The organism is Pseudomonas sp. TE6288, from assembly GCF_054062095.1.
On sequence record NZ_JBSSEW010000004.1, the window covers coordinates 36,341 to 58,312 of the forward strand.

General features: G+C 63.8%; 25 protein-coding genes, 2 tRNA genes and 1 pseudogene. 14 read left to right on the forward strand and 14 right to left on the reverse strand.

Features of this window, described 5'->3' with window-relative positions; genetic code table 11:
* Positions 1 to 8: 8 nt before the first annotated feature.
* Positions 9 to 1,025: a protease SohB gene (gene sohB, locus ACVWY1_RS04975; RefSeq protein WP_102683324.1), complete on the reverse strand. Its 1,017-nt coding sequence runs from the start codon at positions 1,023 to 1,025 to the stop codon at positions 9 to 11.
* A gap of 199 nt (positions 1,026 to 1,224) precedes the next feature.
* On the opposite strand from sohB, the gene ACVWY1_RS04980 reads away from it, so the two are divergent.
* The 4 genes from ACVWY1_RS04980 (at position 1,225) to ACVWY1_RS04995 (ending at position 4,369) form a co-directional block, all read left to right on the forward strand.
* Positions 1,225 to 1,938 carry a histidine phosphatase family protein gene (locus ACVWY1_RS04980; protein ID WP_277503413.1) on the forward strand — a complete coding sequence of 238 codons (714 nt, stop codon included), beginning with the start codon at positions 1,225 to 1,227 and terminating at the stop codon, positions 1,936 to 1,938.
* Between the two features lie 54 nt (positions 1,939 to 1,992).
* Complete coding sequence (locus ACVWY1_RS04985; RefSeq protein WP_023630010.1) at positions 1,993 to 2,310, forward strand: SCP2 sterol-binding domain-containing protein; 318 nt, start codon at positions 1,993 to 1,995, stop codon at positions 2,308 to 2,310.
* Between the two features lie 197 nt (positions 2,311 to 2,507).
* Complete coding sequence (locus tag ACVWY1_RS04990) at positions 2,508 to 3,575, forward strand: phosphotransferase family protein (protein WP_457377869.1); 1,068 nt, start codon at positions 2,508 to 2,510, stop codon at positions 3,573 to 3,575.
* Positions 3,576 to 3,601: 26 nt separating this feature from the next.
* Entirely contained in the window at positions 3,602 to 4,369 is a 768-nt protein-coding gene (locus ACVWY1_RS04995; protein WP_046856224.1) for an SDR family oxidoreductase, read from the forward strand.
* Positions 4,370 to 4,494: 125 nt separating this feature from the next.
* On the opposite strand, the gene ACVWY1_RS05000 is transcribed toward ACVWY1_RS04995, so the two are convergent.
* On the reverse strand, positions 4,495 to 5,316 hold the full coding sequence (locus ACVWY1_RS05000) for a class I SAM-dependent methyltransferase (RefSeq protein ID WP_457377870.1): 822 nt from the start codon (positions 5,314 to 5,316) through the stop codon (positions 4,495 to 4,497).
* 135 nt (positions 5,317 to 5,451) lie between these two features.
* Between ACVWY1_RS05000 and ACVWY1_RS05005 the strand changes: the two genes are divergently transcribed.
* Positions 5,452 to 6,492 (forward strand): PAS domain-containing protein, encoded by a 1,041-nt coding sequence (locus ACVWY1_RS05005; RefSeq protein ID WP_457377871.1) that lies wholly within the window; start codon positions 5,452 to 5,454, stop codon positions 6,490 to 6,492.
* A 40-nt stretch (positions 6,493 to 6,532) separates the two neighbouring features.
* Here ACVWY1_RS05005 and ACVWY1_RS05010 read toward each other — a convergent pair whose 3' ends face one another.
* Positions 6,533 to 7,102, reverse strand: a complete 570-nt coding sequence (locus ACVWY1_RS05010) for an SPOR domain-containing protein (RefSeq protein ID WP_277503409.1) — start codon at positions 7,100 to 7,102, stop codon at positions 6,533 to 6,535.
* A gap of 157 nt (positions 7,103 to 7,259) precedes the next feature.
* Between ACVWY1_RS05010 and ACVWY1_RS05015 the strand changes: the two genes are divergently transcribed.
* A complete protein-coding gene (locus tag ACVWY1_RS05015; RefSeq protein WP_457377872.1) occupies positions 7,260 to 9,317 on the forward strand; it encodes a hypothetical protein in 2,058 nt (685 codons plus the stop codon).
* A gap of 92 nt (positions 9,318 to 9,409) precedes the next feature.
* On the opposite strand, the gene ACVWY1_RS05020 is transcribed toward ACVWY1_RS05015, so the two are convergent.
* Positions 9,410 to 9,486: transfer RNA gene (locus ACVWY1_RS05020), tRNA-Val, on the reverse strand.
* Positions 9,487 to 9,688: 202 nt separating this feature from the next.
* Positions 9,689 to 9,765 (reverse strand) — tRNA-Val (locus ACVWY1_RS05025).
* A 202-nt stretch (positions 9,766 to 9,967) separates the two neighbouring features.
* Between ACVWY1_RS05025 and ACVWY1_RS05030 the strand changes: the two genes are divergently transcribed.
* Positions 9,968 to 11,251 carry an NAD(P)/FAD-dependent oxidoreductase gene (locus ACVWY1_RS05030; protein WP_102719452.1) on the forward strand — a complete coding sequence of 428 codons (1,284 nt, stop codon included), beginning with the start codon at positions 9,968 to 9,970 and terminating at the stop codon, positions 11,249 to 11,251.
* 78 nt (positions 11,252 to 11,329) lie between these two features.
* Here ACVWY1_RS05030 and ACVWY1_RS05035 read toward each other — a convergent pair whose 3' ends face one another.
* Complete coding sequence (locus ACVWY1_RS05035; RefSeq protein WP_277503407.1) at positions 11,330 to 12,022, reverse strand: peptidase C39 family protein; 693 nt, start codon at positions 12,020 to 12,022, stop codon at positions 11,330 to 11,332.
* Positions 12,023 to 12,226: 204 nt separating this feature from the next.
* On the opposite strand from ACVWY1_RS05035, the gene ACVWY1_RS05040 reads away from it, so the two are divergent.
* Positions 12,227 to 12,406 carry a hypothetical protein gene (locus ACVWY1_RS05040; RefSeq protein WP_277503406.1) on the forward strand — a complete coding sequence of 60 codons (180 nt, stop codon included), beginning with the start codon at positions 12,227 to 12,229 and terminating at the stop codon, positions 12,404 to 12,406.
* Between the two features lie 96 nt (positions 12,407 to 12,502).
* On the opposite strand, the gene ACVWY1_RS05045 is transcribed toward ACVWY1_RS05040, so the two are convergent.
* Positions 12,503 to 13,255 carry a TerC family protein gene (locus tag ACVWY1_RS05045; protein ID WP_277503405.1) on the reverse strand — a complete coding sequence of 251 codons (753 nt, stop codon included), beginning with the start codon at positions 13,253 to 13,255 and terminating at the stop codon, positions 12,503 to 12,505.
* 15 nt (positions 13,256 to 13,270) lie between these two features.
* A complete protein-coding gene (locus ACVWY1_RS05050) occupies positions 13,271 to 13,510 on the reverse strand; it encodes a hypothetical protein (RefSeq protein ID WP_102683333.1) in 240 nt (79 codons plus the stop codon).
* 131 nt (positions 13,511 to 13,641) lie between these two features.
* On the opposite strand from ACVWY1_RS05050, the gene nhaR reads away from it, so the two are divergent.
* The 3 genes from nhaR (at position 13,642) to ACVWY1_RS05065 (ending at position 16,582) form a co-directional block, all read left to right on the forward strand.
* On the forward strand, positions 13,642 to 14,535 hold the full coding sequence (gene nhaR / locus ACVWY1_RS05055) for a transcriptional activator NhaR (protein ID WP_110698522.1): 894 nt from the start codon (positions 13,642 to 13,644) through the stop codon (positions 14,533 to 14,535).
* Positions 14,536 to 14,607: 72 nt separating this feature from the next.
* Positions 14,608 to 15,819 (forward strand): serine/threonine transporter SstT, encoded by a 1,212-nt coding sequence (gene sstT, locus ACVWY1_RS05060; protein ID WP_457377873.1) that lies wholly within the window; start codon positions 14,608 to 14,610, stop codon positions 15,817 to 15,819.
* Between the two features lie 124 nt (positions 15,820 to 15,943).
* On the forward strand, positions 15,944 to 16,582 hold the full coding sequence (locus ACVWY1_RS05065; RefSeq protein ID WP_277503404.1) for a YceH family protein: 639 nt from the start codon (positions 15,944 to 15,946) through the stop codon (positions 16,580 to 16,582).
* Position 16,583: 1 nt separating this feature from the next.
* Here the strand turns inward: ACVWY1_RS05065 and ACVWY1_RS05070 are convergent, their stop codons facing one another.
* The gene (locus ACVWY1_RS05070) at positions 16,584 to 16,775 is read right to left on the reverse strand and encodes a hypothetical protein (protein WP_023631521.1); all 192 of its coding nucleotides are present in this window, start codon (positions 16,773 to 16,775) and stop codon (positions 16,584 to 16,586) included.
* A 166-nt stretch (positions 16,776 to 16,941) separates the two neighbouring features.
* Here ACVWY1_RS05070 and ACVWY1_RS05075 point away from each other — a divergent pair, with 166 nt between their 5' ends.
* From ACVWY1_RS05075 to ACVWY1_RS05085, 3 genes and pseudogenes are all read left to right on the forward strand, one after another.
* Positions 16,942 to 17,406, forward strand: coding sequence for a nuclear transport factor 2 family protein (locus ACVWY1_RS05075; RefSeq protein ID WP_046856235.1), 465 nt, complete (start codon positions 16,942 to 16,944; stop codon positions 17,404 to 17,406).
* A gap of 120 nt (positions 17,407 to 17,526) precedes the next feature.
* Positions 17,527 to 17,667 (forward strand): annotated as a pseudogene (locus ACVWY1_RS05080) (hypothetical protein); the annotation flags it as partial.
* Between the two features lie 149 nt (positions 17,668 to 17,816).
* Positions 17,817 to 17,957, forward strand: coding sequence for a hypothetical protein (locus tag ACVWY1_RS05085; RefSeq protein ID WP_457377974.1), 141 nt, complete (start codon positions 17,817 to 17,819; stop codon positions 17,955 to 17,957).
* A gap of 48 nt (positions 17,958 to 18,005) precedes the next feature.
* Here ACVWY1_RS05085 and ACVWY1_RS05090 read toward each other — a convergent pair whose 3' ends face one another.
* Genes ACVWY1_RS05090 through ACVWY1_RS05110 form a run of 5 tightly spaced genes read right to left on the reverse strand, consistent with a single transcriptional unit; the run spans position 18,006 to position 21,956 of the window.
* On the reverse strand, positions 18,006 to 19,067 hold the full coding sequence (locus ACVWY1_RS05090) for an extracellular solute-binding protein (protein ID WP_457377874.1): 1,062 nt from the start codon (positions 19,065 to 19,067) through the stop codon (positions 18,006 to 18,008).
* Positions 19,068 to 19,095: 28 nt separating this feature from the next.
* Entirely contained in the window at positions 19,096 to 19,752 is a 657-nt protein-coding gene (locus tag ACVWY1_RS05095) for a LysE family translocator (protein WP_457377875.1), read from the reverse strand.
* Positions 19,753 to 19,774: 22 nt separating this feature from the next.
* Entirely contained in the window at positions 19,775 to 20,668 is an 894-nt protein-coding gene (locus ACVWY1_RS05100) for an amino acid--tRNA ligase-related protein (RefSeq protein WP_457377876.1), read from the reverse strand.
* A 41-nt stretch (positions 20,669 to 20,709) separates the two neighbouring features.
* Positions 20,710 to 21,096 (reverse strand): GFA family protein, encoded by a 387-nt coding sequence (locus ACVWY1_RS05105; RefSeq protein WP_102683342.1) that lies wholly within the window; start codon positions 21,094 to 21,096, stop codon positions 20,710 to 20,712.
* A complete protein-coding gene (locus tag ACVWY1_RS05110; protein ID WP_277503400.1) occupies positions 21,093 to 21,956 on the reverse strand; it encodes a DUF3865 domain-containing protein in 864 nt (287 codons plus the stop codon). Before ACVWY1_RS05110 ends, ACVWY1_RS05105 begins: the two co-directional genes overlap by 4 nt.
* Positions 21,957 to 21,972 lie beyond the last annotated feature (16 nt).

Genomic DNA, 21,972 nt, shown 5'->3' on the forward strand with positions numbered 1-21,972 from the left:
TCAAGGTGTTAGCGCAGACGCCCGAGTTTGCTCCACAAGCCTACCAGGGTATTCTCCACCGCCCCGCTGGCGGCCATGCCGATGCGCTCCTGCAGGCTCTTGCGCTCGGCGAAACGCAGATGGAACACGTTGGCCTCGCGTGCGCTGCGGCTCAGGTACTCGTCGCTGGTGCCCAGTTCGTCGACCAGTTGGCGATTGAGCGCAGCGATGCCGAGCCAGACCTCGCCGGTCGCCACTTCGTCTATATGAAGCTGCGGGCGGTAGCGGGCGACGAAATCCTTGAACAGCTGGTGGGTGATGTCCAGGTCTTCCTGAAACTTCTCCCGACCCTTCTCGGTGTTCTCGCCGAACACGGTCAGGGTGCGCTTGTATTCGCCGGCGGTGAGCACTTCGAAATCGATGTCATGCTTCTTCAACAGGCGATTGAGGTTGGGCATCTGCGCCACCACGCCAATCGAACCGAGCACGGCAAACGGTGCGCTGACGATCTTCTCGCCGATACAGGCCATCATGTAGCCGCCGCTGGCGGCGACCTTGTCGATGCAGATGGTCAGCGGGATGCCGGCCTCGCGGATGCGCGCCAGCTGCGAGGCCGCCAGGCCATAGCTGTGCACCAGGCCACCGCCGCTCTCCAGGCGCAGCACCACCTCGTCACGCGGGGTGGCCAGGGTCAGCAGCGCGGTGATCTCGTTGCGCAGGCTCTCGGTGGCCGAGGCCTTGATGTCGCCGTCGAAATCAAGGACGAACACCCGGCGCTTGTCCTCAGGCTTTTTCTTCTGCTGTTTTTCCGCCTTGGCCTGCTGCTTGCGCACGGCCTTGAGCTGGGCCTTGTCGAGCAGGCCCGACTCCAGGCGCTCGCGCAGTTCCTTGTAGAACTCGTTGAGGCGGGTGACCTGCAGTTGCCCGCCCGGCTTGCGCCGCCCTTTGCCACGCAGGCCGGCGATGGCCGACAGCACCACCAGGATGGCGATCACCAGGGTGGCGGTTTTGGCGAGAAAGCTTGCGTATTCGGCAAGAAACTCCACATTGACTCCTTGATAAACCAGCGCCGCAAGGGCGCGAACTGGATGCAAGCATACCGGGGCGCCAGAGCCGCTGCCAGCGGGTGAAAATGCTGGCAACACAGTTCAAACGACCTTTTCAAACGCTTGTATGTTTTTTCGTTGACAGCCCGCCTGGGGCAACCTAACCTCGCAGCAACCTCCAACCGGGCCGGACTTCAACGTGGGCAATCTCTACCTGATCCGACATGGCCAAGCCTCCTTTGGTGCCGCCGACTACGACGTGCTGTCGCCCGTGGGCGAACGTCAGAGCCAGGCGCTGGGTGAACACCTCGCCCAACTGGGCCTGCGCCTGGACCGCTGTGTGGCCGGTACCTTGCGTCGCCAGCAGGACACCGCCCGCCTGGCCCTGGACGCGCTGCATGCCCAGGGCAACCCGGTGCCGGCCATTGAGACCGATGCGGCCTTCAACGAGTTCGACGCCGATGGCGTGATCCGCGCCCTGCTCCCGCGCCTGCTGCCTGAAGAGCCTGAAGCCCTGCATGTACTGCGCAACGGTGCCCAGCACCGCAGCGAGTTCCAGCGCCTGTTCGCCCTGATGGTGCAGCGCTGGCACGACGGCGACCACGACCACGACGATCGCCTGGAAACCTGGCAGTCTTTCAGCGGCCGGGTCGGCGATGGCCTGGGGCGCCTGCTAGACAGCGCCGCCAGCGGAGACAACATTGCCCTGTTCACTTCCGGCGGCACCATTGCCGCCCTGCTCCACCTGGTGAGCGGAATCACGCCGGCTCAGGCATTTACCCTGAACTGGCAGATCATCAACACGTCGCTAAGCCACCTGAAATTCCGGGGCCGCGACGTCACCCTGGCTTCCTTCAACAGCCAAGCCCATGTGCGGCTGTTGCGGTTGCCGGAGCTCGTCACCTACCGATGAGCCCGGTCTGTTGTGTCCTTGCGGACGCGAATATCACTTAACAAGGAATACACCATGAGCGATGTAGCTAAAGCCGTCGAGGCGATGAAGGCAAAATTCAACCCTGCAGCTGCCGCCGGCCTGGACCTGGTGTTCGGCTTCAACATCACCGACGAAGACAAGCACTACGCCCTGCTGGTCAAGGACGGTACCTGCGAGATCCAGGAAGGCGAGAACGCCGACGCCAACTGCACCCTGGTAATGGACAGCGAAACCCTAAAGGGCATCGTCAGCGGTGACACCGACGGCATGCAGGCCTTCATGGGCGGCAAGCTGCGCGTCGAAGGCGACATGATGCTGTCGATGAAGCTCAGCGAGCTGTTCCCGGCCTGATTGGCGCGGTAGATCGCGAATGAAAAAGACCGAAGCCTGATGCGCTTCGGTTTTTTTTCGCCCGCGCAAAGCCGGTCCATCAGGGCCATTGATCGGCCGGCAACACCCAGGCCAATAAGCGTCTGGCACGCTTGTACCAGCTTCGACAGGAAATTAGATTAGCCAATAGTCCTTGCTATCGATCATAAGGAAATCGCATGACGCTCACCGACCAGTCCACCCAGGTACGCCCCGGCGAAGAACTCGACGCGGCCGTCATCGATCCGTACCTCAAGGGTCATATACCTGGCCTGCAGGGCAGCCCGACCATCAGCCAGTTTCCCGGTGGCGCCTCGAACCTGACCTACCTGGTGGCCTACCCGGGCAAGGAATTCGTCCTGCGCCGCCCACCGTTCGGCCACAAAGCCAAGTCGGCCCACGACATGGGCCGCGAGTTCCGTATCCTCAACCAGCTCAACGCCGGTTTCCCCTATTGCCCCAAGGCCTTCGTGCACTGCACCGATGAAGCCCTGATCGGCGGCGAGTTCTACGTGATGGAGCGGGTCAACGGCATCATCCTGCGCTCGGACATCCCTGCCGAACTCGACCTGGACGCCGGTCGCACCGAAGCGCTGTGCAAAAGCTTCATCGATCGCCTGGTCGAGCTGCACCAGGTGGACTACCAGGCGTGCGGCCTGGCCGACCTGGGCAAACCTGAAGGTTATGTGCAGCGCCAGATCGAAGGCTGGGCCAGCCGCTATGAAAAAGCCCTGACCCCCGACGCACCTCGCTGGGAGCAAGTGATCGCCTGGCTGCGCGAGAAGATGCCCGCCGACCACCCGCGCCCAGGCATCGTGCATAACGACTACCGCTTCGACAATGTCATCCTCGACAGCACCAACCCGATGCGCATCATCGGCGTGCTGGACTGGGAAATGGCCACCATCGGCGATCCGCTGATGGACCTGGGCAACAGCCTGGCCTACTGGATCGAGGCCGGCGACCCTGCGCCAGTACAGCTGATGCGTCGCCAGCCGAGCAATGCGCCGGGCATGCTGACCCGCAAGCAGTTTGTCGACTACTACGCCGAGCGCGCCGGCATTCGCATCGACAATTTCGACTTCTATTACTGCTATGGCCTGTTCCGCCTGGCCGGCATTGTCCAGCAGATCTACTACCGCTTCTTCCACGGCCAGACCCAGGACAAACGCTTCGCCCAGTTCATCCACATGAACAAGCTGCTGGAGCACATGAGCCTGCAACTGATCGGCAAATCCAGCCTGTAACCCGGCATACAACAAGGAATACCCGAATGTCCAAGACCCACCTGTTCGACCTCGACGGCAAGATCGCCTTCGTTTCCGGTGCCAGCCGTGGCATCGGTGAAGCCATTGCCCACCTGCTAGCCCAGCAGGGCGCCCATGTGATCGTCTCCAGCCGCAAACTCGACGGCTGCCAGCAGGTCGCCGAGGCGATCGTCGCCGCTGGCGGCAAGGCCACCGCGGTGGCCTGCCATATCGGCGAGATGGAGCAAATCCAGCAGGTGTTCGCCGGCATCCGCGAGCAGTTCGGGCGCCTCGACATCCTGGTCAATAACGCCGCCACCAACCCGCAGTTCTGCAACGTGCTGGACACCGACCTGGGCGCATTTCAGAAGACCGTCGACGTCAATATCCGCGGTTACTTCTTCATGTCGGTGGAAGCCGGCAAGCTGATGCGCGAGCACGGCGGTGGCAGCATCATCAATGTGGCCTCGATCAACGGAGTTTCACCGGGGCTGTTCCAGGGCATCTATTCGGTGACCAAGGCGGCCGTGATCAACATGACCAAGGTGTTTGCCAAGGAGTGCGCGCAGTTCGGTATCCGCTGCAACGCCCTGCTGCCCGGCCTGACCGACACCAAGTTCGCCTCGGCGCTGGTGAAGAACGACAGCATCCGCAATGCCGCGTTGCAGCAGATCCCGCTCAAGCGCGTGGCCGACCCGAGCGAAATGGCCGGGGCGGTGCTGTACCTGGCCAGCGACGCCTCCAGCTATACCACCGGCACCGCGCTCAATGTAGATGGCGGATTCCTGTCCTGAGTACACAGGTCCCTGGCTGAAATGGCGCGGATTTCGTGGGAGCGGGCTTGACCCGCGATTGCAATCGCGAACCTGTCGCGGGGCAAGCCCGCTCCCACGGCTCGCGTACATGCCAAGCCCTTGACCTACCCTTTGACCGCCTGCAACGTATAGCTCAGCGGCAGCCGCCAGGGTGCCTCGACCAGGCGCCACTCGCCGTCATCACCCAACGCCATCTGCCCAGGCAAGGCCTCCCAGGGAATGCTCTGGTGCTCCTCCAGGGCGGTGATGCGCAGGCCATTGCGCAACAGCGCGGTGATCACCTCGCCAAGGCCATGGTTCCATTCATGGGTTTCGATCTGCGTCAGGGCCTGGTCGGTATCGACGTAGGTCTGGTCGCTGATCCACACGGTCGGTGCCTCGCACTCGAAGTACGGATACTCCAGTTGCAAACGGTCCTCATGGTCTTCGTTGACCGCCATCAGCATCGGGTGGCCATCGCGCAGGAACAGGCGTCCGCCCGGCTTGAGCAATGCCGCCACCGCCTGCGCCCAGCGCTCGATGCTCGGCAGCCAGCACAACGCGCCGATACCGGTGTAGACCAGATCGAAACCAGCGGCCGGTAGTACCTGAGCAGCCTGGTAGACGTCCGCCTCGACATAGGCAATGCCAGCGCCGCAACGTTCGGCCAGGTCACGCGCCTGGGCCAGCGAGGCGGCGGAGAAGTCCAGGCCACAGATATCCGCACCCAGGCGCGCCAGCGACAAGGTGTCGGTACCGATATGGCATTGCAGGTGCACCGTGCGCAGGCCATGGATATCGCCCAGGCGTGGCAGGTCGAAACGCACCACTTCGGACAGGTGGCCGGCTTCGGCAACAAAGCGTTCGACCTCGTAGTCCTTTGAAGCGGCGTGCAGCGGCGCCCGTTCATTCCAACTGGCGCGGTTGAGTTCCAATGATCGGCTCATGCGGTGCATCCCTGTCCTTTACAAGTCAGGCGCCACGTTAACCGGCGCCGCCGGGCGCGGCAACCGAGCTGTCAACCTCAAGTTGACGGCTCAGGTATACTGGCTGCCTCGCCCACGCCCAAGGATCCAGCACCCATGACGGAAAACAGCTTCGCCTTTCGCCTCAAGGAACTGCTCGAACACCACAAGCTGACCCTGCAGGCGGTGGGCACGGCCTTGGGGATCTCGCGCACGGCGGTGCACAAGTGGACCCGCGGCGGCGAGATCGACTACGCCAATCTGCGCAAGCTGGCCGACCTGCTCAAGGTCAACTGGATCTGGCTGCGCTATGGCGAAGAGGCCCTGCACAGCATGCAGCAGGCCGAGGTGGTCGAGCTGCCGATGACCGACGTGCGCCGCCGCTATACTGCCGAGATAATGGAGAGCGAGACGCGCATGAAGCTGGCCCAGGAAGGTGCGCGCATCGTCACCTGGGAATGGAACCTGGTCACCGACGAAGTGACCTACTCGCCCAACGTCGAGGCGGTATATGGCTGGCCACTACGGCGCAATGAGGACTTCTGGGAGCACATCCATCCCGAGGACGCCAGCCACATGCAGGACATGTATGCCCAGGCCGTGGCTGACGGCACCGGTTGCGAATGCGACTTTCGCATCACCCGCCCCGACGGCGACCAACGCTGGATCGCCTCGCGCGCCACGGTGCTGAGCGACAGTGCCGGGCGCCCGGTAAAGATGGTCGGCATCAGCATGGACAACACCGAGCGCAAGGTGGCCGAAGAGGAATTGCGCCAGAGCGAGGCGCGCTTTCGCACCATCTTCGAACTGGCCTGGGGCGCGCTGGCCTACATCGACCCGGATGGCAGTTGGCAACGGGTCAACGGCAGCCTCTGCGAATTGCTGGGTTACCGTGAGGACGAGCTGTACGGCACGACGTTCCAGCAGCTCACCCATCCCGACGATCTGCCGGACAACCTGGCACTGCTGCGGCGTATGCTGGCCGGCGAGATCGAGCGATACGAAGTGCAGAAGCGTGTGCGCCACAAGGACGGGCACTACCTCTGGGTGCGGGCACGCACCTCGCTGGAGCGCCGCGCCGACGGGCAGCCGGAGCATCTGATCAGCGTGTTCGAGGACATCGGCACCGAACGCGAGGCAAGCCCGCGTTCAATCTGATACCTGCCCAGCGTCCAAGCCTGGCAGGTACGGGTGAACGTCAGCGCTGGACGCCGTGCTGGATGACGATCGAGTCGGTGCCCAGCTTGGCCATCACTTCGGCCTTGCGCGCATCGGCCTCGACCTTGGCCGGGAACGGCCCCATCAGCACCACCGGCTTGCCGTCGCGGTATTCGACCCAGGACGGGATGCCCTTTTCGATCAGGCGTGCGGTCATGTCGGTCAGGGCGCCCATGTTCGGCCCCTGGATCACCTCCACGTCCCAGCCTTCCGGTGCCGGCTGGTCGGCCAGCGCCTCGGCGCGGCGCTGCAGGTCGGCGCCACCGCAGACTTCACGGATACGCAGGTTGTTGCCGGTCTCGTCGATGAGGATCTCGTACTGACCGTCGTGCTTGATCGCCACGTAGCTGCGATAAGGCTCGTACTGACCGGCGTCATCCTTGCCGCGCACCTGGCCACAGATGGAACCCTGGGTGTCGAAGCGCACGTTGGCGAACTTGGCCGTCTTGGGGTTGTGCAGGTGTTCGGCCACCTGCTTGTGCACGCCTTCGACCTCGTTGTTACAGCCCGCCAGGGCCAACACCGCCATTACCACCGCCAGTTTGCGCACGCCTGTACCTCCAGATTCGAAGGGGCGGATTCTAGCATGGCCCGGAACATCCCCTCATGGCACTTCTGTCGCAGGCTTTGTCTGTTGCCTTCGGTAATCGACCTGGCCGAAGATGTTGCCGCACCACAATGGACAGACAGCGATACAAGGACTCAGGTTGGAACCTTCAAACGCCACAGTCACCACCGCAAGCATGCCCGAACTGCCGCAGGAGTGGCCCTCGCACCTGCAACCCGAAGCCAGCATCACCCCCGACACGCGCATCTACCCGCGCACGACCTTCGTGCTTGATTACGCGATGCCGGCGGAATCCTTCGAACAGCTGTGCTGGTGGCTGCTGAGCAAGGAACAACCGCTTGGCGGCTGCCACCGCCTCGGGAAAAGCGGCACCCGGCAAGGCGGCATCGACCTGTTCGCCCAGGACGAGGAGAGCCCCGACCAGCTGAACGTCTTCGAATGCAAGGCCTGGAAGGACTTCACCGGCACCGAGCTGACGGGAGCAATCGATGCCTTCCTGAATGGCCCCTGGCCTTCGCTCACGCGCTCGTTCACCCTGATCCTCGCGCAGCGCGAGATCGGCACGCTGGCCAGTCGCTGGATCGGCGAGAAACAACGCCTGAAAGCGGCAGGTATCGAAGGGCAGCTGTGGACCGCCCACGACCTGACGCAGAGACTGCAGCAGCATCCCGACGTGCTGTCGAAGTTCTTCCCTGGCGCGCATATCGAGACGTTTGGCAACCTGTGGATGGAACGCGTGGGGTTCACCGAGCTGGTTGCCAAATCCATCTTCGACCCACGCCCCTACGTGGCACGCAAAGCCAGGGCATTCGTAGAACGCCCAGGCAGGCTGAGCGACCACCTGGCCGCCGCCAGGCATGCGCCCGACAGCGCCTGCAGCCCCGATGCCTTCACCCGCATCGGCCATCACGGCCGTCACTGGTACTACCGCGGGCCTTGGTTTTCGCTGAGCGTGTTCCTGCCGGACCTTACCGCGTCCCGCGCCACCGCCGCCTTCGACTTCCACCAGCACGACCTGCGCGGCGTGACGATCACCGTCAGCCACGAATGGCTGCTCGAGCGCTTTCTGTTCGCCAGCGGCGCGCCACTGGACAGCCAGTCGCGCCCGTTCATCGTCGGGCTGATGCCAGGCGACAAGGACCGTTACCTGATCGACCTGCCCAGCAGCCGGCTGATACTCGAAGAACCCGTGGTGCAGGCACTTGCAGATGTCGCCGACGCGCTCACCGTGGTGATGCGCGACACCTTGCAGGCACTGGAGCGCAGCCTGTCCGCCAGCGGATTTCCGTTTATCGCCCACGGTGGCTCGCACCGGGTGAAAATCGGCTCGCTGCGCAAGCGTGCCTGGAGCTACATCGCCCGCTTCTGCGAGGCGCACGACTACGCCGCAGGCACAAGCCCCTGGCACATGTTCGACGCCCACCCGAGCATGCTCAAGCCCTGCCACGCACAGGCAACCGACCGTCACGACAGCGGCTACCACGCGGTGATCACCACCCATGCGTCGACCGAGGCATTCTCCAGCGATTGGCTAGACCTGCTGTGGACGCCCCACGACCTCAGCGAACGCGAACCGTCAGCCAGAGGCTGGTGGCCTTGCCAGGACACACTGGACTGGCTCAACCAGGAACTGCTGCCACAGGTCAGGCGCTGGACCTGGGAGCGCGAATTCGGCTCACGCTGGCGTCGGTTGCGCTACGCCAGGGAAGCTCGGAGCTTCGCAGGCTATCTGGATTATCTGCTGACGATCGGGGATGTACGCGAACAAGCACTGGTAGCACAAGGCCGCTGGCAGGCGGACCTGCCGTACGCCATCAACCGACTCGAGCGTTACTATGCAAGCCGCTCGGCAGGGCACATCGACAAGGAAGATGTCGTCAACCTGTACCGCGCAGTCGCCATGATGGCAGGCCACAAGCGAGGGCTGCCCAGGTATCTTGCCCTGTCGCTGAGCCTCGAACCGACAGAGGATCACGACACGCTGATGGCATCGATTCACCACCACATCGAGACATCAAAAACAGTCGTCAACAATACAGTGGTCGAATATGCGCTAAGGGCCCTGGGCGCTCAGTTCGAGGGGGCAGACAGCCCTTTGCAGGCCAATGAACGCCAGCAGATGCTGGACTGGCTGCTGCCGTTGGCACATACGTGCGATGACGGTACGCTGGTGCGACGCCACAGCAGCAAGCGCTAAGGCCGTACCAGGGCGACCGAGGAAAAACACCGCAAGCGTCTTTTCTTGCGCAAACAAAAAGGGCGATCCTTGCGGATCGCCCCTTTCTGATTTGGTAGGCACAATTGGACTCGAACCAACGACCCCCACCATGTCAAGGTGGTGCTCTAACCAACTGAGCTATGTGCCTGTCGTGTGGTGCGCATATTAGTGATCGACTGCGCACCTGTAAAGCGTTTTTTTCAAAAAAATCAAAAACTTTGCGAAATTTATCCGAACCGCCCCAGTGACCTGCGGGCAAGGCTTTTACCGGCCGATCTCGCATACGGCTCGCCCGCTGGAAGCGACCAAAAGCAAAAAGGGCGATCCTTGCGGATCGCCCTCTTCTGATTTGGTAGGCACAATTGGACTCGAACCAACGACCCCCACCATGTCAAGGTGGTGCTCTAACCAACTGAGCTATGTGCCTGTCGTGTGGGGCGCATTCTACCCGATCCAGATACCCTGTCAACTGTTTTTTTCACGCTAAGCTACTGAATCTTAAACTATTTATAGAAAGGTCGAGGCTCAGGGGGGCGTAAAGGATTTTCACCGGACGACTAGCGGGTGTTTATTATTATTGATAGCATCGGTACATTCGTTAAAAATATAAAACACGAGGTCCCTCGAGCATGGCTAACACCCCCTACCCCCAGTCCTACTACGCCGCCTCGGCCAACCCGGTGCCGCCACGTCCGGCGCTGCAGGGTGAGGTGGAAACCGATGTATGCATCATCGGTGCCGGCTACACCGGCCTGTCCAGCGCCCTGTTCCTGCTGGAGAACGGCTTCAAGGTGAGCATCGTCGAGGCCGCCAAGGTCGGTTTCGGCGCCTCGGGCCGCAACGGTGGCCAGATCGTCAACAGCTATAGCCGCGACATCGATGTCATCGAGCGCACCGTCGGCCCTAAGCAGGCGCAACTGCTCGGTCAGATGGCCTTCGAGGGCGGGCGCATCATCCGTGAGCGCGTGGCCAAGTACAACATCCAGTGCGACCTGAAGGACGGCGGCGTGTTCGCCGCGCTGACCAGCAAGCAGATGGGCCACCTGGAATCGCAAAAACGCCTGTGGGAACGCTTCGGCCACAACCAGCTGGAGCTGATGGACCAGAAGCGCATCCGCGAAGTGGTGGCCTGCGACAGCTATATAGGCGGCATGCTCGACATGAGCGGCGGCCACATCCACCCGCTGAACCTGGCCCTGGGCGAAGCCGCCGCGGTCGAGTCGCTGGGTGGCATCATCTATGAGCAAACCCCGGCCGTGCGCATCGAGCGTGGCGCCAACCCGGTGGTACATACCCCGCAGGGCAAGGTGCGCGCCAAATTCATCATCGTCGCCGGCAACGCCTACCTGGGCAACCTGGTACCGGAGCTGGCTGCCAAGTCGATGCCCTGCGGCACACAGGTGATCACCACCGAGCCGCTGGGCGAAGAACTGGCCCGCACCCTGCTGCCGCAGGACTACTGCGTCGAGGACTGCAACTACCTGCTCGATTACTACCGCCTGACCAGCGACAAGCGCCTGATCTTCGGCGGTGGCGTGGTGTACGGTGCGCGTGACCCGGCAAATATCGAGGCGATCATCCGCCCGAAGATGCTCAAGGCCTTCCCGCAGCTCAAGGACGTCAAGATCGACTACGCCTGGACCGGCAACTTCCTGCTGACCCTGTCGCGCCTGCCGCAGGTCGGCCGCATCGGCGACAACATCTACTACTCGCAGGGTTGCTCGGGCCACGGAGTCACCTATACCCACCTGGCCGGCAAGGTCTTGGCCGAGGCCCTGCGCGGCCAGGCCGAGCGCTTCGACGCGTTCGCCGGCCTGCCGCACTACCCGTTCCCGGGTGGCCAGATGCTGCGTGTGCCGTTCAGCGCCATCGGTGCCTGGTACTACAGCCTGCGCGATCGCCTGGGCTTCTGATGTAAAGCCATCGCGGGGCAAGCCCGCTCCCACAAGGCCATCTTGTGGGAGCGGGCTTGCCCCGCGATCATTTCAGCCTCACCGTCCGAGGCTGATGACAGCCTGCTTCGCCGCGATCTCCTGCCCCGAACGGGCCAGTTCATCCGCTGCCTGCAGCCAGCGCTGGCGATCCACCTGGGCCGGCAACTGTCGCGGCGATTGCACCAGCACCGCCCAACGCCCCTCCTTGCCCCATGCCGACTCGAAATCGTCGAAAGCCATCAACTGGCGCCGGTGCATGCCCGAGCGCAGCAATACCCGCTGCTTGTAGCGGTCATAGCCAATCAGCACGGCATAACGCGGCTCGCTCCACCACGCCGAACCTTCCTGATAACGCAGCAGCACCGGGTAACCGGCCGCCACCTGGGCGAGCAAGGCATCCAGGTGTTTGTCCAGCGGGTAGACGACCCTGCTGTATTCACGGGCAACCCGAGGGATGCCGGCTTCCAACGAATCGGCGGCGGCAGGCAGGCCCAACGACTTGTCGAGCAGGCCCGGCGTGATCGGTGCGCCCTGCTGCGACAGCACGGCGGCCAGGGCCATCGAGCCACTGTGGTTGGCGTTGCCGCCGTAGAAGGGAACGCTGCTGATCTCGACCCGCTGCGGCAGGCCCTTGAGCGCGGCCGGTGGCGTGCCGGCGCAGCCGGACAGGGTCGCCGCCACCAGGCAGGCGGCCAGCAGGCGACGTGGGCCCTGGGCCCGAAACTTGGAGAGCTTTTGCAACGTGGACACTCGCTTGTTCCGCGGCCAGGCAGGCAGCGCCCGGCCAAGAAGCCGATCATAGGACGCCGGCGCCTGCGGGTATAGCCCGATGCGGGCTTGGAACGAAACGGCCCAAGGACTAGACCTTCGGTCAATGGAACGTCACAGCCGACAGGCTAGACTAAAGCAGTGTCTGGATGGCGAGCCTGGCTTGCCAGAGAGAAGGAGGCACGCATGAGCCTGACAATGGCGATTCTAATGCTGGTCGGCATGTGGCTGAGCGTCGCAGCCGCCATGCTCTGGGGCGTACTGCGCATCGTGCGCCGGCATGCACACCCACATCACCTGCCCCCTGAGGCCCTGGTCAAACCACAACCTGTGCGCCGTGCGCGTCGGCATGCCGGGGCCCATTGAGCTGAAGTTTTCCTGAAACGCATCGCGGGGCCAGCCCGCCACCACAAGATCCATGTCCTGTGGCGGCGGGCTGGCCCCGCGATGGTTCACGCCAGATCAGCCCTCGGTAGCCTCACGCTTCAAGCGCGCCCGGCGGGCCATGATGTTGAGGATCTCGATCGCGGTAGAGAACGCCATGGCAGCGTATACGTAGCCCTTCGGCACATGGGCACCGAAGCCTTCGGCTATCAGCGTCATGCCGATCATGATCAGGAAGCCCAGGGCCAGCATCACCACGGTCGGGTTGTCGTTGATGAACTTGGCCAGCGGGTCGGCGGCCACCAGCATCACGATCACGGCACTGATCACGGCGATGATCATGATTGGCAGGTGCTCGGTCATGCCCACGGCGGTGATGATGCTGTCGATCGAGAAGACGATGTCCAGCAGCAGGATCTGGAAGATCGCCGCAGTGAAGCCGATGGTCACGACGTGGCCGGCCTTGGACTCTTCCTTGGCGCCATGTGGGTCGACACTTTCATGGATCTCCTTGGTCGCCTTCCACAGCAGGAACAGGCCACCGGCAATGAGGATCATGTCCTTCCACGAGAACGTGTGGCCGAACACCTCGACCACAGGCTCGGTCAGCTGGACGATCCAGGCCACGGTGCTGAGCAGCGCCAGGCGCATGACCAGAGCCATGCTGATACCGATGCGCCGCGCCTTGGAACGATAGGCCTCGGGCAGCTTGTTGGTGAGGATGGAGATGAAGATCAGGTTGTCGATGCCCAGCACGACCTCCATGGCCACCAGGGTGGCGAGGGCTACCCAGGCGGTGGGGCTTGCGGCGAGTTCCAGCAAATATTCCATTGGTCAGTCCTGCTCTCAGATGTCCTGGGTGTCTTTCTTGTCGTCTTCGGCCTTGGCTTTCTCGCCATCGCCACCGATCGCGTCGCTCAAGGCCTGCTGGGCGGCGTCATTGGTCTTGTCGATGGCCTGCTTGGCCGTTTCAGCCGCCTGGTCAAGCATCTGCTGGGCGGATTTCTCGGCCTGGTCGCAACCGGACATGGCAAACAGGGCCAGTGCCAGTACCAGCGGTGTGCCAATGGATTTGAGTTGTAGCATGAGGTCCTCGCTTGTCGAATGCCGGGCGGCGCGTCATGCGCCTGATGGGGTGGCATTCTAGAGGGACTGAAACATCCGGAAAATTCGTATTTTCAGCGTGTATACTTCGATTTTTCCGAATCGAGGCAGGCATGCTCAACTATCGCCAGCTCCACTATTTCTGGGCTGTGGCCAAGACCGGCAGCATCGCCCGCGCCAGCGAACAGCTCAACCTGACGCCGCAGACCATCAGTGGCCAGATCAGCCTGTTCGAGCAGACCTGGAATCTGGAGCTGTTCCAGCGCGTCGGGCGCCAGCTGGAGCTGACCGAGACCGGGCGCCAGGCCCTGGCCTACGCCGAGCAGATGTTCCAGATCGGCGGCGAGCTGGAGGCCATGCTGCGCGCCGGGCCGCAGGAGCAGATCCTGTTTCGCGTGGGGGTGGCCGATGTGGTGCCCAAGTCCATCGTCTATCGCCTGCTGGCACCGACCATGGAGCTGGAGGAGGTATTGCGCATCAATTGCCGCGAGGACAAGCTCGAACGCCTGCTCGCGGACCTGGCGATCCAGCGTCTGGACCTGGTGATTTCCGACAGCCCCATGCCCAGCCACCTGGGCATCAAGGGCTACAGCCAGAAGCTCGGTGAGTGCGGCCTGAGCTTTTTTGCCACTCAGGCATTGGCCGAGCGCCTTGATCGCCCCTTCCCCGCCTGCCTGGACGACGCGCCGCTGTTGATCCCAGGCCAGGAAACCGTGCTGCGCAGCCGCCTGTTGCGCTGGCTGGCCGAGCAGCAGGTACAGCCGCGGATCGTCGGCGAATTCGACGACAGCGCGCTGATGCAGGCCTTCGGTCAATCGGGCAGCGGCATCTTCGTGGCCCCCAGCGTGATCGCCGAGGAGGTCTGCCGCCAGTACGGCGTGCGCCTGATCGGCCAGACCGAGGCGGTGAACGAGTCGTTCTACGCCATATCGGTGGAGCGCAAGGTCAAGCACCCGGGGATCCTGGCGATCACCGAAGGCGCGCGGCGGGAGTTGTTTCACTGGTAGGCCCGCGCCTACAGGAGCCAGCGCGGTCTGTGGTAAAGTCGCGCGCTTTCACGTAACTGGATTGCGCTGCACATGACCCCCATCCTCCGCCTCATCAACCGCACCGGCCTGGTGACGCAGATCTGCATCGGCCTGGTGGCCGGCATTGCCCTGGCCCTGCTCGCCCCCGCCGTGGCCCGCGACCTGGGGTTCCTCGGCAAGGTCTTCGTCAGCGCCCTGAAGGCCGTGGCGCCGATCCTGGTGTTCATCCTGGTGATGGCCTCGATCGCCAACCATCGCCATGGCCAGGAAACCCATATCCGCCCGATCCTCTGGCTGTACCTGCTGGGCACCTTCGCCGCTGCGGTAGTGGCCGTGGTGGCCAGCATGCTGTTCCCGTCGAACCTGGTGCTGAGCACCGGCGAGGCCACGCTGAGCGCGCCCGGCGGCATCACCGAGGTGCTGCAGAACCTGTTGCTCAGCGCCGTCGACAACCCGATAAACGCACTGCTCAATGCCAACTTCATCGGCGTGCTGACCTGGGCCATCGGCCTGGGCGTGGCCCTGCGCCATGCCGGTGACACCACCCGCACCGTGGTCGAGGACCTGTCCAACGGCGTGACCCTGATCGTGCGCGTGGTGATCCGCTTCACCCCGCTGGGCATCTTCGGCCTGGTCAGCGCCACCCTGGCGCAGTCAGGGCTGGATGCACTACTTGGCTACCTGCACCTGCTGGCCGTGCTGATCGGCTGCATGCTGTTCGTGGCGCTGGTGATGAACCCGCTGATCGTATTCTGGAAGATCCGCCGCAACCCCTACCCGCTGACCCTGCTGTGCCTGCGCGAGAGCGGCATCACCGCGTTCTTCACCCGCAGCTCGGCAGCCAACATCCCGGTCAACCTGGCACTGTCGGAGAAACTCGGCCTGCACGAGGACACCTATTCGGTGTCGATCCCGCTGGGCGCGACCATCAACATGGCCGGTGCGGCAACCACCATCACCGTGCTCACCCTGGCCGCCGTGCACACTCTGGGCATCCCGGTCGACCTGCCGACCGCGGTGCTGCTCAGTGTGGTGGCCGCGGTCTGCGCCTGCGGCGCCTCGGGCGTGGCCGGTGGCTCGCTGCTGCTGATCCCGCTGGCCTGCAGCCTGTTCGGTATCCCCAGCGAGATTGCCATGCAGGTAGTGGCGGTCGGCTTCATCATCGGCGTGCTGCAGGATTCGGCCGAGACCGCGCTGAACTCCTCGACCGACGTGCTGTTCACCGCCGCGGCCTGCCAGGCCATGGAGCGGCCCAGCACCTGAAGCCCCAGCCGTGCCAGCTCCCATGCCACAGGGGAGCTGGCACGGCCGGCGACGCCAGCGGTGATTGCTTAAGCCCGGCGCTTTACCTAGGCTAGTGGCCTTTTCCTCGCAATGAGACAGGGCCATGTCAGAACACGAAACCTCCCGCGAAGGCCGTTTCAACAGCATCGAGATCCGCGTGCTCGGCTCACTGATCGAGAAACAGGCCACCAGCCCGGAAACCTACCCCCTGACCCTCAATGCCCTGGTCCTGGCCTGCAACCAGAAGACCAGCCGTGAACCGGTGATGAACCTTTCCCCCGGCCAGGTCGGTCAGGCCCTGCGCGCCCTGGAGAACCAGGAAATGGCCCGCCTGCAGATGGGCAGCCGCGCCGACCGTTGGGAACAGCGGGTGGACAAGGGCCTGGAGCTGGTGCCGGCGCAGCTTGTGCTGATGGGCTTGATGTTCCTGCGTGGCCCACAGACCCTCAGCGAACTGCTGACCCGCAGCAACCGCCTGCATGAATTCGAGGATGTCGATCAGGTCCAGCACCAGCTCGAGCGCCTGGTCTCGCGGGGCCTGGCCTTGCACCTGCCGCGCCAGGCCGGCCAGCGCGAAGACCGCTACACCCACGCCCTGGGCGACCCGGCCGAGATCGAGGCGATCCTCGCTGCCCGCCAGCAGGAAGGCGGCACGCGCGCCAGCGCGGCGGACGAGCGCATCGAGGCGCTGGAAGCACGGGTGGCGGCGCTGGAGGCGCGCCTGGCCCAGCTCGAAGGCTGACTCAGGGCTTTTCGGCGTCGGGGAAGTTACGGCAACTCTTGCGTTCGGCCAGCTCCCGCTCACTGGGTCGCTGGTCGACGAACACAGTACGGCCGTCGGCGTAGATTTCCAGGTAGCCCCAGTGCAGGTCCTGCTCGGTCTGCCCGGGCTTGGGCGGGACGAGCCACCAGGGTTCGCGGCTGATCAGGGTCATGGCGGGCTCCAGCGAATGTCTGGGGTAACTATAGACAGGCGTGCCAGGCGGGATTGTTCCTCCAAGAGCAATTATGAAGTGCCCAGGGCACCGATTCTCCCCGCCAGCCGACCGGACTACTCTCGGTTCTGCAAACCAAGCCCACCGACCTTGAGGATTGACCACGATGTCCCGCCCACCACTGCCCCCGTTCACCCGTGAAACCGCCATCGAGAAAGTCCGCCTTGCCGAAGACGGCTGGAACAGCCGCGACGCCGCCAAGGTGGCCCTGGCCTACACCACCGACACCCACTGGCGCAATCGCGCCGAATTCTGCAGCAGCCGCGAAGAGGCCCAGGCCTTCCTCACCCGCAAGTGGAACCGCGAGCTCGAATACCGCCTGATCAAGGAGCTCTGGGCCTTCACCGACAACCGCATTGCCGTGCGCTACGCCTATGAGTACCGCGACGACAGCGGCCAGTGGTACCGCGCCTACGGCAACGAGAACTGGGAGTTCGCCGAGGACGGCCTGATGCGCAATCGCCACGCCAGCATCAACGAACAACCCATCAGCGAAGCCGAGCGCAAGTTCCGCTGGCCACTGGGGCGCCGTCCGGACGATCACCCGGGCCTGAGCGACTTCGGTTTCTGAAGACCGACACCGGAGCAGCGGGGCCGCTCCACGGCCCCGTTTCAGGTTTGGGAAACGGACTACGCGGTCTGGGGAAACAGTGAGCCCCGTGCAGTGCCAGTGGACTCGTACTTCGCCTCGGTGATCGCCGACTTCATCCGCCAGCGTCTGCTGGAAGCGAAGCAGAGTTTCACCTTCGAAAGCGTCATGTCGCACCCAAGCAAGATCGAATTCATGCGCATGGCACAAGCCCAGGGCTATCGCACCTACCTCTATTTCGTCTCGACCGAAAACCCGCGGATCAATATCGAGCGGGTCGCCATTCGCGTGCGGGCTGGCGGCCATCCCGTCAGGGACGATCTGGTGCGCAGCCGTTACGAGCGCTCCCTCGACCTGCTCCCGGAGGCCATGCCGCCAGCCATCGTGCCTATGTGTTCGACAACTCCGGGCAGAGCGCGGTGTGGCTGGCGGAAATCACCGATGGCGTGCAACTGGAGTACCGCAATGAAGATATACCCGACTGGTTCTTCGAGGCCTACGTGGATGAAGTGGAGCAACCGGCGGACGTATAGTGATGTTGGCGGGCAAGGCGGATTGTTTCGTCGAGCAGTACGCTGATCTCACCGCAGCGCAGCGCTTGCCGGCCAGCGCTGCAACTCTTCCCACAGGCTGGCGTAGCGCGCCTGTACCGCAGGCGGGCAGGCCAAGGTGAACTCAGCGTTGTCCAGCACCGCCTGAGGGATATTCAGCTCGGGCGCTGTCTTCAGGTGCTCGGGCAGAAAAGCATCGGCGCCTTCGATGCCTGTGGCATAGCCGTGAAACGTCGAATTGAGCGCGGCATTGCGCGGCTCGAGCACAAAGTCCATGAACAACCGCGCATTCTCCACATTGCGCGCCTGCGCCAGCAGTACCAGGCTGTCGCTGAACACCTGTGTCCCCTCGCGCGGCAGGCCAAAATGAATGTGGGCATTGGCCAGGCGCTGGCGCAGGGCCGCGCCGTTCCAGTCGATGCTTGCCTGGAAATGCCCGCTGGCCATCATTGCCACGCTGCCGTAGTCCAGCGCCTTCCAGGCCGGCCTCGCCTTGAGCAAGGTCGTCCGCACCTTGGCCATCAGCACGGGATCGGCCTCGCACATGCGCCCGCCATGCAGGCGCACCGCGGCGTAGATCACTTCGTTGAGGTCGGCGCCGATATTGATGGTGCCGACCAAGGCCGTCGGTGGGTCCAGGACCACCGACCAGGTATCGATGTCACCGCTGTAGCGGTCGGCATGCACCGTCACACCCACCACACCCCAGGCCCATGGCAGCGAATGCTCGCGCCGTGGGTCGAATGGCGGATCGGCCCAGGCGGCCTGGACATGCCGGAAGTTGGCCAGGCTAGCCGCCTCGCTTGGCCGCAGCAGGCGCGCCTCGCGCCAGGCGGGCAGAAAGTTGCTGGCGACCACCGCCAGGTCCGCCTCTATCTTGCCCTCGCGCAACTCGGCCAGCGCCGCTTCACTGGTGCGGTACTCGATCAGCCGCACCTTGATGCCGTGGGTCTGCTCGAACCTGGCCAGCAACTCAGGGCTGGTGTAACTCTCCCAGTTGTACAGCGTCAGGCTACCGGCAGCACTGGCCAGTCCGGTCAGCAGCAGGTTGCACACACCAGCCAGCAGGCCAGTGCACAGTGTGTTGAGCATGGTGCGCTTCCTTAGCGGGGTTCATGGGTCAGGCCATGGGCAGCAGGATACGGCCCAGCGCCACCTGCTCGGCGCGCTCGTCCGTCCCGTCCAGCGTGGAGTAGGCGATCGAGGCAGAAAACAGCATCAGCATCACCGAGGCTGTGCGCAGGAAAGTGCCAGCATGCATAGACCAGGCGCTGCGCAAGGTCAGCAGGTGGCCGAGGCAGGTCCACAGGCTGCCGATCGGGACCAGCACCAGCAGGAACACCCCCATGAACCAGGCAAACTGCTGCACCGAATGGAACGCCGACAGCGGAAAGACGCTACTGGCGAACAGAAAGGCCTTGGGGTTGAGCAAGGTCGCCAGGAACACCTCGAAACGCCCCGCGCTGCGTCGCTCCGCCACCAGGCGTGCCGCGCCACAACGCCATAGCTTGATCGCCAGCCACAGCAGGTACAGCGCGCACAGCCATTTCATGCCACTCAGCAGCCAGGGCCGATCAGCCGCAACCACCAGCAGGACGCTGCCCCAGGCCAGTATCGACAGGCCATAGCCTGCCGCCTCCGCGCCGACCAGGGGCAAGGCGCGGCGCAGGCCAACCTGCAGGCCAGCCGAGAACAGCAAGGTATTGGTAGGCCCCGGCACCACCAGGATCAGCGCGGCAAGCAGCGCCATGGGTAACAGTTGTTCGAGCGTCGGCATCGCAAGTCCTCGCTGAACTGGCCTAGGGTGCGGTGAAAGGTAGTGAGGTGCGCAGCGGCTCGACGCTGTCCAGCCCCAACCCCATGCGACACAAGCGCTCGATCCCGATGCCGAAACCGGCGCTGCGTGGCGGTACGCTGCCGTCGCGCATCAAGGCGCACATGATCGCGTCCTCAGGGCCGAAACTGGCCAGGTGACCGGCTTGGGACTCGAAGCGGTCCGGGTCGTCCTCGTCGGTATAGCCGTGGACCACTTCCACGCAATCGATGAGTATCTCGAAACGCTCGACGATCGCGCCAGCGCCGTCACGCCGCCTGGCACGTACCTCCGGCAGCAGCGGGAAGTCGGTCACCACCATGCAGCAGCCACGCGACAAAGGCTCGATCTGCTCGGTGATGTAGCGGTCGATCAACCACAGCGGCGAGATATCCGGCTCGTCATACAGCTGGCGGAACGTTCGCACCAGCGCATCCCCGGCCGCCGGATCGGCGAACAAGTCGATGCCCAGGTCATCACGCAAGTGGCTGGCGAACGACAGCACCTGGATCGGCCCCGGATAGAAGGCTTGCACCAGCCGGCAAGCCAGGTCCAACATTTCACCAAGGCTGGCATCCTGGCGATAGAGATCGAGCATGGTGAATTCGGGCAGGTGGGTGGCATCCAGCGCATCCGGCCGGAAGCACGCCGCCAGTTCGTAGACCGCCGGCGCGTATTGCAGGTTGCAACGCAAGGCAAAGGCCGAGGATTCCCGCAGCCAGCGACCATCGCTCAACTGCAGGCGAGGACGGTCGGCATCACCGGGATAACGCCGCAGGATGGGGGTCATGATCTCGAGGTAGCCTGCGCTGTCGAGCATCTGGCGGATACGCCGCAGCATCAGCGCCTTGTAGAGCACCGGATGGGTGTCGGGGGACATGCACACTCCTTGTGGCGGGCCGCACACGGCCCGCAGTCAGCTCAGGGTTGGGGGTCGATCTTCCACCAGCGTGGACGGGACGATGTGAACGAGTGGGAGGTCGGACGCAGCGCCTTGTCGCCCTTGGCGTCAAAGCAGCCCAGCAACAGGCCCACGGTGGGCGCGTCGTCGATGGCGCCGATGCTGCTACCGCACGTGGGGCAGAACGCCCGGCTCGAGTGCTCCGAAGAGCGGTACAGGGCCGGCATGCCACCCTCTCCCACCCACTCCACGGCGTCCTTGTCGTACTCCACCCAGCACAGCGTCAAGCTGCCCGAGTGGCGTTGGCACATGCTGCACGAACAGGTATGCGGAAAACGCGGCACGCCAGTGGCGATGAAGCGGATGCGGCCGCACAGGCAGCCGCCTTTGTAGACGGTGGTTTTCATCGGGCTACCGGCTCCTTGCCATCGCGTGCCGCGTCGACCATGGCACTGAGTTCCACCCACTGGTCGACGAAGGGGTTGAGCATCTGCAGGAAGCCGTCGATCACCTGCGGCTGAAGGAAGCCGAACAGCGGAGCCTGGCGAATGAAATGGGCAATGCCGTCCTGATGCCCCTGCTCCACCGCCACCTTGCCGTTGGCTGCGGCATGCTCTTCATCCAGGTGCATGCGGTAATAATCGTGCAACCGGGGGAGATCGGCGCCGCAGCCACGCCCCAGCACTAACCCGAGCCGGTCGGTGATGGCCTGCAGCAGGCGGGTCTCGGCGATAGCCACCGCCTCGGTGGCGTAGTACATGCCAAGGATGGTCGAGGGGCAGTGCGACCACGCCAGCACGTCGATCAACGAAACCAGGCTACGGGTGGAGGCCGCCCTGGGCATCCAGCCGTTGACACGCAGACCAAGGTCGGCGATCAACGCACCACTGAACACCACATAGTGTGCCGGCAGCTTGCCGCGCTCGCCGCCCTCCTCCAGGTAGTTGCGTGTCAGTTCCTGGGCCAGCTCCGGACAGAAGCCGCGCACTGTGTCGGCCGCCCGCAACAGCAAGGTCGAATTGTAGCGGGCGAACACCGACAGTTCGCCGATGTACAGGCGCGCCTCGTCCGCACTCAGTTGCAACGGGCCGACCCGCTGCCAGATCTGCTGGTAGACACGGGCAATCAATGGGTCGAAATGTTCGCTGATAAGGCTTTGCCCGGTGATGACTGCGTGGCCTTGGCCAATCGCTTGCTCGAACACCTGGCGGGTAGCGCTTGCCTGGTCGAGGTCATCATCCACCAGGCTGGGAAAGTCTCGGTACATGCTCAACGCTCCTTGT